Here is a 12299-nt window from a genome sequence, read left to right on the forward strand (position 1 = left end):
GACGACGGAATCAACGACGCTCCAGGCGTGTCCTGCAGCCCGAGCGCGGCAATCCCCTTGAGCAATGCCGTGAACGCGACGGGTAGGGCGATCGCGACCGCACCCTGCCAGTCGGCGTGCACGATGCTGTGGGTCGCCTTGCCGGCGACGAGGGTTGCTGCCGCCGAGGACAGGAAGGTCCGCACGACTCGGAGGACGAGATCCCACACCGAGGACAGCGGCGGCACCTTGAACGTCGCGACACTCAGGATCAGGCTGATGACTGCGGCGAATGCCGATGTGTCCGCGGCCCCCGCCCAGTTCTGGGTGGCCAGCAAGCCGCCGGCGCCGACCGCGAGCAGGAAGTTGACGAACTGCTGCACGAAGGTCGTGCTCGCCCGCTCGAGAGGGTCGAGCACGTAGTTGGCCCAGACCGAACGCGACGTCGCTGTGGCCATGACGTCCTCGATTCGGGCGACACGCTCGGCGAGTGTCCAGGGGTGCGGGAGAGCTTGGCCGACCGGGAGCGAGCCTGTCAACCTGTCCGTCAGTGCGACCGCGAGGTCAGCGGATGTGGAGTTCGGAGTCCATCCCGGTGAGAGTGAGCAGCCGCGCCACCGGGCGGGACGGGTGCAGGAGCAGGAGGCGTCCTCCGTCGGCGTGCAGCCCGGCGTGGTGGCGGACGAGCACGCTCAGTCCGGCGCAGTCCATGAAGGTCAGGTGTCGTAGGTCGAGGATCACGGCCCTGCCGAAGCCGTCCTGCCGGAGCCGGTTGATCGCCTCGTCGAGCATCGGCGCGGTGAACATGTCGAGCTCGCCCGAGGCCTCGACCCAGCTTTGGTTGCTGTCGTGGCTGGTCGACAGCCGGAGCATCCTGGCGCCGGGGGAAATCGCAGTCGAGGAGTCGGCTCTCGGGTTGTCAAGGTCTCGCATGGCCGCTCCTCGGAGGGATGCGATGTCGGCCGGAACGAAATGCGTCCGGCGAGCAGCACCTCGGCTGTTGGTGCAGGAGGCTGACGGCCCAACCACCGTCAAGGCTAGTCGTGCCGGAGGCCCGTGGGCCACCACCTGAGGCAAACGATTCCTGGAAGCTCCGAGATCGGGAGCAGGCGGTCAGGGCCGCACCTCGCTGCGGTCGTCGGACCAGAGGGTGTGGAAGGCGCCGTCGTCGTCGACCCGCCGGTAGGTGTGCGCACCGAAAAAGTCGCGCAGGCCCTGAATCAGGGCCGCCGAGGACCGGTCCCGTCGGAGCTGGTCGTAGTAGGCGAGGCTCGCGGAGAAGGCCGGTGCCGGTACGCCGGACTCCGCGGACGTCGCGACCACCCGTCGCCAGGCATCCTGCGCCTGCCCGACCGCGTCGGCGAAATAGTCGGCGAACAGCAGGTTGGACAGGTCGGTGTGATCGTCGAAGGACTGCTTGATCCGGTCGAGGAACCGCGCGCGGATGATGCATCCGCCGCGCCAGATCGTGGCCATCGCTCCCGGGTCGACGCCCCAGCCGTACTCCTCGCTGCCGGCCGCGATCTGCGCGAACCCCTGGGCGTAGGCGACGACCTTGCTGGCGTAGAGCGCCTGGCGGACGTCGTCGACCAGCCGGTCGTTGGTCTGCCGCGCGGGGCGCGGCCCGGCCAGGCGGTCCTGGGCCGTCCGCCGCTCGCCCGCGAGCGAGGACACCACCCGGGCGAAGGTCGCCTCGCCGATCGCCGTCACCGGTACGCCGAGGTCGAGCGCGCTCTGCACCGTCCACCGTCCGGTGCCCTTCTGCTCCGCCTGGTCGACCACCACGTCGACGAAGGGCCGCCCGGTCCGGGCGTCGACGTGCCCGAGCACGGTCGCGGTGGTCTCGATCAGGAACGATTCCAGGTCGCCGCTGTTCCAGTCGGCGAAGACGGCGGCAAGCTCGGCCGGCTCCAGACCGCCGACGCTGCGAAGCAGGTCGTAGGCCTCGGCGATGAGCTGCATGTCGGCATATTCGATGCCGTTGTGCACCATCTTGACGAAGTGGCCGGCGCCGTCCGGGCCGACAAGGGTGCAGCAGGGGGTGCCGTCGACCTGGGCGGCGATCGTCTCGAGCACCGGAGCGAGTACGTCGTAGGCCTGCGTGGTGCCGCCAGGCATGATGCTCGGCCCGAGCAGCGCTCCCTCTTCCCCTCCGGACACCCCCGACCCGACGAACTGGACGCCGGTGGCGTTGATCGCCTCGGCCCGGCGCCGGGTGTCGATGAAGTGCGCGTTGCCTCCGTCGACCACGACGTCACCGGGGTCGAGGAGTGGCACCAGCTCGTCGAGGACCGCGTCGGTGCCGCGGCCGGCCTGCACCATGATCATGGCGCGGCGGGGCCGGTCCATCGCCGCGACGAAGTCCTTGAGCGTCTCGGCCGGGATGAATTCACCCTCGTCGCCGTGCTGCTCGATCAGCGCGGTGGTTCGGCTGGTGGTGCGGTTGTGCACCGCCACCGGGACACCGTGCCGGGCGACGTTGCGAGCGAGGTTCTGGCCCATGACGGCCAGTCCGGTGACACCAAATTGGGCGGCCACGTGAATCTCCCGAGGGTCGAGTCGTGTGCCCCACGACCCTAGCCAGCCCGCCCGGTCGCCGATGGATCGGTGCCGGTGGATCGGCATCGGGGGCTGTGCCACGATCCACCCGACCCGGAGCCTCACCTTGGGAGATCGCCATGTGCCCCACGAGCCCTGACCCAGTCGTGGCCGAGCGGGTCGAGGGCGCCGTCGGGAAGCTGGACCTCGCCGCGAAGGTGCGGCTGCTGACCGGCTCCGGTTTCTGGACGACCTACCCCGAGCCCCTGATCGGGCTCCGGGCCATGGTGCTCTCCGACGGGCCCGCGGGAGTGCGCGGCGAGACCTGGGACGAGCGCGCGACGTCGGTCAACGTCCCGTCCCCGACCGCGCTCGCCGCGACCTGGGACGGGCCGCTGGTCGAGCGGCTCGGCGCCTTGCTCGCCGGGGAGGCCCGCCGGAAGGGCGTGGACGTGCTGCTCGCCCCGACCGTCAACCTGCATCGGACCCCGTTGGGCGGCCGGCACTTCGAGTGCTACTCCGAGGATCCGCTGCTCACCGCCTGCATCGGTACGGCGTACGTGCGCGGCCTGCAGTCCGGCGGGGTCGCGGCGACGGTGAAGCACTACGTCGCCAACGACTCCGAGACCGAGCGCATGACCGTCGACGTCCGGGTGGACGAGCGGACGTTGCGGGAGCTCTATCTCGCTCCGTTCGAGGCGATCGTCCGGGACGCGCAGCCTTGGCTGGTGATGGCGGCCTACAACGGTGTGAACGGGCCGACCATGACGGAGAACCCGCTGCTCGCCGACCCACTGAAGTCCGCATGGGGCTTCGACGGCGTGGTCGTATCCGACTGGATGGCAACCCATAGCACCGCGGAGTCCGGCCGGGCGGCGCTCGACCTGGTGATGCCCGGGCCGCCCGGGCCGTGGGGCGACGACCTCGTCGAGGCGGTGCGGGCCGGTGCAGTACCCGAGGCCGAGATCGACGAGAAGCTTCGCCGGGTGCTGCTGCTCGCGGCGCGGGTCGGGGCGCTCGAGGGGATCGCGGCCGCGGTCCCGGCGCCACCCCCGCTGCCTGCCGCCGGCGCCCGTGCGGACCTGCTCCGCGAGGCGGCGGCCCGGGCGATGGTGCTGGTGCGCAACGAGGACCGGGCGCTCCCGCTCGACCGCGCGCTGTTGAGCCGGGTCGCCGTACTCGGACCGAACGCCGAGGTGGCCCGGACCCAGGGCGGCGGCAGCGCGTGGGTGAGCCCGGAGCGGGTGGTGACCCCGCTCGACGGCCTCCGGGACGCGCTCGCGCCGGAGGTCGAGGTGACCCATGCCGCGGGGGCGCGCGCCGTACACAAGCTTCAACCGGTGTCGCTCGCGTCGACCCGCGACCCGGAGACGGGCGAGCCGGGACTGCGGGTACGCCTCGTCGACGCCGACGGCGGGGTGCTGGTGGACGAGCGCCGGCTCTCCGGACTCCTGCGCTGGATCGGTGACGAGGTCGTCGCCCGCGCCGCCGCGGTCGAGATCGAGACCGACTTCCGCGCCGACCGGACGGGTGCCTACCGGCTCGGTGTGTGTGGGGTCGGTCGGTTCCGCGTGGAGGTGGACGGACGTCCGGTCGTCGACGAGGACATCGTCATCGACTCCGGCGAGGCCTTCGCGGCCTTCCTCGACCCGCCGGAGCGGTCCGTACCCGTCCAGCTCGCCGCGGGCCAGGTGGTGCGGCTGCGGGTGCGGCACGAGAAGGCCGGGGAGTTCCCGGCGCTGAGCCTCCTGATCGGTGCGGAGCCGCCGATGCTGACGGACGAGGACGCGTTGGACGAGGCCGTCGCCCTGGCCGCCGCTGCGGACGCGGCGATCGTCGTCGTCGGCACCACCGACGAGATCGAGAGCGAGGGTTTCGACCGTACGACGCTGGCGCTGCCCGGACTGCAGGACGAGTTGGTACGGCGGGTGGCGGCCGCGAACCCGCGCACGGTCGTGGTCGTCAACTCCGGTGCGCCGGTGCTGATGCCGTGGCGCGATCAGGTGGCTTCGGTGGTCCTGAGCTGGTTTCCCGGGCAGGAGTTCGGGTCGGCCCTCGCCGACGTGGTGCTCGGTCGGGCCGAGCCCGGCGGCCGGCTGCCGACCACCTGGCCGGCGGCGGAGACCGACGCTCCGGTGCTTTCTGCCGTACCCCGCGACGGGCGGCTCGACTACACGGAGGGGATCCGGATCGGCTACCGGGCCTGGCTGGACTCCGGCCGCGAACCGGCGTACCCGTTCGGCCACGGCCTCGGCTACACCACGTGGGACTACCTCGCCGTCGACGTGTCGTCCACCGAGGCAGTCGTCGCGTCGGTGCAGCTACGCAACACCGGCGTACGGCCGGGTCGCGAAGTGGTGCAGGTCTATCTCTCGCGCTCGGATTCGCAGGTGACCCGGCCGGCGAGATGGCTGGCGGGCTACGCGGCCGTCGATGCCGACGCCGGGGAAGAGGTCGTCGCCGAGGTGCGGGTCGACCGTCAGGCCTTCGCCCACTGGGCGGAAGGATCGGGATGGACGGTCGAGCCGGGACGCTACGACGTCCACGTCGGCCGCTCCGTCGCCGACCTGCGCCTGGCTGCCTCCGTCGAGCTCTAACCGCCGGCGCCTCGCGGCCTTATTCCGCGTGAACGTCACGTTCAGGCGCTCTATCCGCATCAACGTGACGTTGACGCGGAATGCGGGGGAGCCGCGGGCGACATCGGACGCGCTACTCGCAAAATCGGGCCGAATATGCGAGTACAGCGTCCGATGATGCCCGGGGGCTCGGCCGGCGGGGGGCCGCCGCGGCCGGATGCCGAGCTAGCGGGCGAGGACGGAGACGAGCGCGGCGACCGGGCGGTGCCGCATCACCCGCGGAAAGGTGGTGTCCCCGCGGGTCAACCGCATGAACGTCCGCCACGTCGGTCCGCCGGCGGCGATCGCGGCATGGAACGCGCGCGGCCGCCGGGTATACGCCGCCATGATCGCGCGCCCGGCCCGCATCTCGGCTCCCAGGCTCCCGTCGATCTCGGCGGCGTACGTCGTACCCAGCTCCGCCACCTGCGCGCCGTCGGCCCGGGCCATCCGGGCGGCCGCGCCACCCGCGATCCGGCCGGAGCGGAGCGCATAGGAGATGCCCTCGCGGGTCCACGGCTCGAGCAGTCCGGCCGCATCGCCGGCGACCAGCACTCGGCCCCGTACGAGCGGCGAGCGGTCGTCGCGGCACCGCGTCAGGTGCCCCGACGATCGGATCACCCTGTGGTCGGCCAGTCCCACCTGGCCGACGAATCGGCGCAGGTAGTCGCGGACCGCGTCGCCGTCGCCGCGCGCCGAGATCACGCCGACCGTAAGCGCGTCGCCCTTGGGGAAGACCCACCCGTAGGAGCCCGGCAGCGGCCCCCAGTCGAGCTGGACGCGTCCCGCCCAGGCCGCGGCGGTCGCGGAGTCGGCTGCGACCTCGACCTCGAGCCCCAGGTCGACCTGCCCGCAGGTCACCCCGACGTGGCGACCCGTGCGTCCCGAGGTCCCGTCGGCACCCACCACCGCCCGCGCGGTGACCACACCGGCCGAGGTGGTCAGCGTGACGTGACCGTCCGCGGCATCGACGCCGCGCACCACGGTGCCCGGGAGCAGCGTTGCACCGCACTCCACCGCGCTGCTGGTGAGTGCAGCGTCGAACTCGTCTCGGTTGATCATCTCGACCATCTGGGCCGGATCCCGATGGGTACGACGCAAGCCTCCGCCGAGGCTGAAGGTCACTGCGGTGATCCGCTCGCGCGTAGGCGGCCGGACGCCCGGCGGCAGGGCCGCGAGGCTGGCCCCGACGAGGCCGCCGCCGCAGGTCTTGTAGCGCGGCAGTTGTGCTCGTTCGATCAGCAGCGTCCGAGCGCCGGCCTCGGCCGCCGACCGCGCCGCGCAGGCGCCCGCCGGGCCCGCGCCGACGACCACGACGTCCCACTCGCCGCCGTTCGCTCCCGGACCCATGGCCACAGGCTAGGGGGCGGGTGCGATCCGCACCGACCGGTGGCTTCGCGCGACGCCGGCACTGTGTGCCAGGCTTGCCGGGCTCGTCCATCACCAGAGGCTGGAGGCAGAATGACCACCACCGGTGAGCCGACCTTCGAGGTCCTCGACGACCGGTTCAGCACCTGCATCAAGACCAGTGCGCGGATCGAGAAGCTGTACGGCGGCTGTCGCTGGGCCGAGGGTCCCGCCTACTTCCCCGCCGGCCGGTATCTCGTGTGGAGCGACATCCCCAACGACCGGATCATGCGATGGGACGAGACGAACGGCGAGGTCGGCGTCTTCCGCTCGCCGGCCGGCTACACCAACGGGCATACCGTCGACGCCGTCGGCCGGCTGATCAGCTGTGAGCACGGAAACCGGCGGGTGACCCGGACCGAGTTCGACGGCTCGGTGACCGTGATCGCGGACCGCTACGACGGCAAGCGGTTCAACAGCCCCAACGACGTCGTGGTCCACTCCGACGGCTCGATCTGGTTCACCGACCCGGCGTACGGCATCGACAGCGACTACGAGGGTTGGCAGGCGGAGAGCGAGATCGGAGCCTGCCACGTCTACCGCGTCGACGCCGACACCGGCGCATGCCGCATCGTCGCGGACGACTTCGTGCGCCCCAACGGGCTGGCGTTCTCCCTCGACGAGAGCCAGCTCTACATCTCCGACACCGGAGCCACCCACCAGGCCGACGGCCCGCACCACATGCGCCTCTTCGACGTGCATTCCGACGGCACACTGTCCGGCGGCAAGGTCTTCGCGACCTGCACCAACGGTCTTTTCGACGGATTCCGGCTGGACGACGCCGGTCGGATCTGGACCAGCGCCGAGGACGGGGTGCACTGCTACGACCCTGACGGGTCGCTCATCGGCAAGATCCGGATCCCCGAAACCGTCGCCAACGTCGTCTTCGGGGGGCCGAAGCGCAACCGGCTCTTCATCTGCGCGACGACCTCGGTCTACTCCGTCCTCCTGCCGGTACGCGGCGCGGCGCTGCCGCTCGACCGCCGGTAGGCCATGCCGCCGCGCGAGCCGCGACCGCCGGACCGCGGACCCGGCCGGGTGATCTTCCTCAACGGCGCCTCCAGCTCGGGGAAGTCCACACTGGCCGCCGCCTTGCAGCGCGCGTTGCCCGAGCCGTTCCTGCACGTCTCGTCCGATCACCTGGTCGACAGCGGCATGCTGCCGGAACGGCGTAACGACGGCGGCCCGTTCGACTGGTGGGAGCGGGTTCGGCCGCGATTCTTCGACGGCTTCCACCGGTGTCTGCCGGCGCTGGCTCATGCGCGCAACGACCTGGTCGTCGAGCACATCATCGAGTTCGCCGCCTGGCGTGCACAGCTCGCCCGTCTGCTCGCCGGGCTGGACGTCTTTCTCGTCGGCGTGCATTGCGACCTCGACGAGCTGGACCGCCGCGAGAAGGACCGGGGCGACCGGCGTATCGGCGAGGGCCGGACGCACGTGGAGACCGACCTGATCCACACCTTCGGTCCGTACGACTTCGACGTCGACACCACCGCGGGTGTTTCCTCGGCTGTGGTGACGTCGGTCCTCGACGCGTGGAACGTGCGCGGAGAAGAACGCGCCCTGCAACACACCGCCTCGAAGGGAGACCCGACATGACCACCGCACAGGCTGACCGGTCGATGGCGTACGACGGGGACCGGCGGGCGGCCCTTGCGATGCCGCTCGGCGGCATCGGCACCGGCCAGTTGGCGATCTGCGGTGACGGCAGCCTGCGGCAGTGGCAGCTGCACAACGTCGGAAACCACCTCGGCTATCTGCCGGCCAGCTTCTTCGCGCTCCGACTGTCCCGGCCGGAGCCACCGCTGGACGAGATCCGGCTGCTGCAATCCGCACCGGTCGATCCGGTGCCCGGTCCCGCGCCTCTCGTGTCCGACCACGTCGTGCCGCCGGAGCTCACGAAGCTGACGCAGACCCTGCGGCCGGTCGACCGCACAACCTTCCGCGCTCTGTATCCCTTCGCAGAGGTCGATTTCCACGACGACGACCTGCCGGTGAGCATGACCATGGAGGCGTTCACGCCCCTGGTCCCGCTCGACGTCGCGGCCAGCGCATTGCCCGCGGCACTGTTCACCTTCACGGTGCGCAACGACGATTCCCATGAGCTGCACGGCTCGCTCGGCACGGCGTTGCAGAACGCCGTCGGCTGGGACGGGATCACGCCGATCGTCGACAACCGGTGCGCGTCGTACGGCGGGAACGTCAACCGCGTCCGCCGCCGCGGCGGGTGGACGTCGCTGCTCATGGACAACCCGTCGTTGGCCGACGACGACCCGGGGTTCGGCCAGATGGTGCTGTCCGCCGACACCGCAGACGCGGATGCGTATCCGCAGTGGTCGACGGCCGCCGACTTCGCCACCTTCCTGCGTGGCGGTTCGACCCGCAGCGGCCCGCGCGCGGCCGTCGGGCCGAGCGCACCCGGCGCCACCTGGAACGGCGGCCTGCGGATCCCGTTCCGCCTCGGCCCGGGGGAGACGGTCGCCGTACGCGTGGTCCTCTCCTGGTACTTCCCCAACCGCTACGTCAACTTCGAGCAGTTCGGGCCGGCGCACGCCGATTCGCGGAGCAGGTTCTGGCTCGGCAATGACTACGCGACGCACTTCGCCGACGCCGAGGACGTCGCCGAGTCGGTGCGGACGGACTGGCACCGGTTGCGTGACCGGTCCCGCGAGTGGACCGGCGTACTCGCCGCAAGCTCGTTGCCGGACGACGTCGTCGAGCGGATGGCTGCGCAGCCGTCACTGTTGCGCAGTCCGACCTGCTTCCAGGCCGCCGACGGGCGGTTCTTCGGTTTCGAGGGCACGCTCGGCGAGTCGACGGTGATGTGGAACGGCGCGTACGGCGGCTCGTGCCCACTGAACTGCACACACGTCTGGAACTACGCCCATGCGGTGTCCCGGCTGTTTCCCGAGCTGGAGCGGAGCATGCGGGAGACCGAGCTGGAGATCATGCAGGCGCCAGCGGGCTACATCCCGCACCGCGCCGTCGCACCCGTCTACCTCCGGCAGATGTGGGACGTACCGATCGGCGGTCCCACCGAGCCGGCGCTGGACGGGATGCTCGGCACCGTCCTCAAGACCTACCGAGAGGTGCGGGCCGGCGCGGGTCTGCCGTGGCTGGAACGGATGTGGCCGCGGATCAAACGGCTGCTCGACCACATCGGCGGCAAGTGGGACCCGGACCGGACCGGCGTGCTGCGCGGCATCCAGCCGAGCACGCACGACATCGACCTGCGCGGCGTCAACACCTTCATGGGCAGCTACTGGCTCGCCGCACTCCGCGCGGCCGAAGAGATGGCGCGGCTGGTCGGCGACGAGCCGGCCGCCGACGACTATCGGTCACTCTTCCTCGCCGGCAGCACGGCGTACGACGAGCTGACCTGGAACGGCGAGTATTACCGGCAACGGCTCGAGCCCGCCGAGGACACGGCGTTCCAGTGGGGAGCGGGCTGCCTGTCCGACCAGCTGGTCGGACAGTGGTGGGCGCATCAGCTCGAGCTCGGCTACATCCTGCCCGCCGACCACGTGCGCACCGCGCTCCGCTCGGTTGTGCGGCACAACCTGCGCGACGGGTTCCGCGGGTTCGACCACCCGTTCCGGGTCTACGCCGACGGCGACGACCGCGGACTGCTGATGTGCTCCTGGCCGGTCGGTGGCCGACCGGAGATCCCGACGCGCTACGCCGACGAGGTGTGGTCCGGAGTCGAGTACCAGGTAGCCGCGCACTGCCTGATCGAAGGCCTGCACGACGAGGGCATGCGGATCCTGCACGGCCTGTGGACCCGCCACGACGGCACCCGCCGCAACCCCTACAACGAGATCGAGTGCGGTGACCACTACGTCCGGGCGATGGCGGGCTGGTCGGTGCTGGAGGCGCTGACCGGGCTGCGCTGGAACGCCGTACCGGCGAGCCTGCGGCTGCATCCGCTCGGCGTCGGTGAGCAGTGGCAGGTGCCGGTCCTCACCGACACCGGATGGGGCACGGCCGTCGCGGATGCCCGCAGCCTGACCCTGCACTGTGTGCACGGCACGATCGGACTCGGTGAGCTGCGGATCGTCGGCGACTGGACGTCGTCGTCGGTCACGGTTGGCACGGAGAAGGTCGACCACCGCGGCGGCGTTGACGGCGACGAGTCACGGCTGTTCTTCGACCCCGCACTGGTGCTCGAACCTGGCACCCGACTGGTGGTCGCCCGCGACTGACCCGGGCCGGCGCCGCTAAGGTCGCACCGTGAACGATCACTACAACGTCGTCCTCGTCGTCTTCGACACGTTGCGCAAGGACGCGGTCGGCAGTTACGGGCTCACGCCGCCGTGGGGCGACGACTTCCCGGCAGTCGCCACGCCCAACCTCGACGCCTTCGCCGCCGAATCGGTGCGCTACACCCGGGCCTATCCCGAGTCGCTGCCGACACTGCCGGCCAGGCGCGCCCTCTACACCGGCCAACGTACGTATCCGTTCCACAACGGTGACTTCAAGCTCAAAGGCGATTTCATCCCCGCGCCCGGGTGGGGACCGATCCCGGAGGAACAGCACACGCTCGCCGAGATCCTCGGCGCGGCCGGCTTCCGCACCGGCCTGGTCTCCGACCTCTACCACCAGTTCAAGCCGAGCAAGAACTTCTGGCGCGGCTTCGACGAGTGGGATTTCATCCGCGGCCAGGAGACCGACCCGGCCCGATCCGGGCCGGTGCCCACCGAGGCGGAGATCGCGCACTGGATCCCGGAGGAGCTGCGCGAACTCCGCCGCCGCGACCCGGCGGGGTCCGGGCGGCGGGCGCGTGACGGCGCGGACTGGTTCTCCAGCCGCATCATCGCCAACATGCGGGACCGGGTGGCCGAAGACCAGTGGTTCAACGCCGAGGTGATGACCACCGCCGCGCGTTGGCTCGAGCAGAACCTCGACGTGCGCCGGACCGGGGAGCGGATGTTCCTCACCGTGGAGTCGTTCGACCCGCACGAGCCGTGGTTCGTGCCCGAGCATTACCGGCGTCACTACGACACCTCCGACGGCCGGGAACAGGTGATCTCGCCGTACGCCGAGGTTCCCGACCTACCGGCCGACCTGTTGCGGCGTACCAGGGCCAACTACGCCGGTCTCGTGACGATGGCCGACCGCTGGTTCGGCCACCTGCTCGCCGCGCTGTCGGCGCAGGGCTGGCTGGAGGACACCGTCGTCATCGTCGCGTCGGATCACGGGCACAGCCTCGCCGAGCGAAAGCATTACATCGGCAAGCGCGGGTATCCCGCGGAGCCGGAGGTGGTCGAGGTGCCGCTGTTGATCCGGCACCCCGCCGGGTTGGGCGCCGGCAGCGCGGTCGACGACTGGGTGCAGCACCACGACCTCGCCGCGACCATCCTCGACGCCGCGGAGGTGCCGGCGCCGGAGCCGATCGCCGGTCGTTCGTGCTGGCAGTCGACTTTCGCCGGTGGCGCGCCGGCCAGGGACCATGTCGTCGTCGGCTGGGGTTCGGCGTTCACCGTGATCACCGACGACTGGTGGTTCAACAGCAAGGTCAACGGGAAGGGCGCGTTTCTGCATCCAATCGGTGACCGCAGCGGACCGGATCCGTGGTCGGTCAACCTGGCGGAGCGGGAGCCGGCCGTGGTCGGCGAGCTGTTCGAGAAGGGCGTCGCCGCGGCGGCCGGAGGGTTTCCGCAGTTCCTCCTCGACGCGGCCGAGAACGCCGAGGATGCGCCGGGTTGCTCGCCACTCGCGGCGGCGCCGCTGACCCGCGCGAAGCCCGTCGGCTGATCGGCG

Annotated in this window: 9 protein-coding genes; 5 read left to right on the forward strand and 4 right to left on the reverse strand. The window is 71.0% G+C overall.

Annotated features, from left to right (window positions below):
* The 3 genes from VGH85_19600 to gndA form a co-directional block, all read right to left on the reverse strand.
* The coding region (locus VGH85_19600) for a hypothetical protein (GenBank protein ID HEY2176014.1) at positions 1–437 on the reverse strand (437 nt) is incomplete at its 3' end.
* Positions 438–543: 106 nt separating this feature from the next.
* Positions 544–912, reverse strand: a complete 369-nt coding sequence (locus tag VGH85_19605) for an STAS domain-containing protein (GenBank protein HEY2176015.1) — start codon at positions 910–912, stop codon at positions 544–546.
* 180 nt (positions 913–1092) lie between these two features.
* Positions 1093–2517: an NADP-dependent phosphogluconate dehydrogenase gene (gene gndA / locus VGH85_19610; GenBank protein HEY2176016.1), complete on the reverse strand. Its 1425-nt coding sequence runs from the start codon at positions 2515–2517 to the stop codon at positions 1093–1095.
* A gap of 167 nt (positions 2518–2684) precedes the next feature.
* Here gndA and VGH85_19615 point away from each other — a divergent pair, with 167 nt between their 5' ends.
* Positions 2685–5114 carry a glycoside hydrolase family 3 C-terminal domain-containing protein gene (locus VGH85_19615; protein ID HEY2176017.1) on the forward strand — a complete coding sequence of 810 codons (2430 nt, stop codon included), beginning with the start codon at positions 2685–2687 and terminating at the stop codon, positions 5112–5114.
* 204 nt (positions 5115–5318) lie between these two features.
* Here the strand turns inward: VGH85_19615 and VGH85_19620 are convergent, their stop codons facing one another.
* Positions 5319–6482 (reverse strand): geranylgeranyl reductase family protein, encoded by a 1164-nt coding sequence (locus tag VGH85_19620; GenBank protein HEY2176018.1) that lies wholly within the window; start codon positions 6480–6482, stop codon positions 5319–5321.
* Between the two features lie 111 nt (positions 6483–6593).
* On the opposite strand from VGH85_19620, the gene VGH85_19625 reads away from it, so the two are divergent.
* From VGH85_19625 to VGH85_19640, 4 genes are read left to right on the forward strand one after another with little or no spacing between them, the layout of a single operon-like run.
* Positions 6594–7529, forward strand: a complete 936-nt coding sequence (locus tag VGH85_19625; protein HEY2176019.1) for an SMP-30/gluconolactonase/LRE family protein — start codon at positions 6594–6596, stop codon at positions 7527–7529.
* A 3-nt stretch (positions 7530–7532) separates the two neighbouring features.
* Positions 7533–8138 carry an AAA family ATPase gene (locus tag VGH85_19630; GenBank protein ID HEY2176020.1) on the forward strand — a complete coding sequence of 202 codons (606 nt, stop codon included), beginning with the start codon at positions 7533–7535 and terminating at the stop codon, positions 8136–8138.
* Positions 8135–10741, forward strand: a complete 2607-nt coding sequence (locus VGH85_19635; protein ID HEY2176021.1) for a GH116 family glycosyl-hydrolase — start codon at positions 8135–8137, stop codon at positions 10739–10741. Before VGH85_19630 ends, VGH85_19635 begins: the two co-directional genes overlap by 4 nt.
* 28 nt (positions 10742–10769) lie before the next feature.
* A complete protein-coding gene (locus VGH85_19640; GenBank protein ID HEY2176022.1) occupies positions 10770–12293 on the forward strand; it encodes a sulfatase in 1524 nt (507 codons plus the stop codon).
* Positions 12294–12299 lie beyond the last annotated feature (6 nt).

The organism is Mycobacteriales bacterium, from assembly GCA_036497565.1.
In the GTDB taxonomy this organism is placed as follows: domain Bacteria; phylum Actinomycetota; class Actinomycetes; order Mycobacteriales; family QHCD01; genus DASXJE01.

Bases quoted from the DNA above. Each gene is read 5' to 3' on its own strand.
- VGH85_19605 (HEY2176015.1), bottom strand. From the start codon at position 912: ATGCGAGACCTTGACAACCCGAGAGCCGACTCCTCGACTGCGATTTCC.
- VGH85_19620 (HEY2176018.1), bottom strand. From the start codon at position 6,482: ATGGGTCCGGGAGCGAACGGCGGCGAGTGGGACGTCGTGGTCGTCGGC.
- VGH85_19625 (HEY2176019.1), top strand. From the start codon at position 6,594: ATGACCACCACCGGTGAGCCGACCTTCGAGGTCCTCGACGACCGGTTC.
- VGH85_19630 (HEY2176020.1), top strand. From the start codon at position 7,533: ATGCCGCCGCGCGAGCCGCGACCGCCGGACCGCGGACCCGGCCGGGTG.
- VGH85_19635 (HEY2176021.1), top strand. From the start codon at position 8,135: ATGACCACCGCACAGGCTGACCGGTCGATGGCGTACGACGGGGACCGG.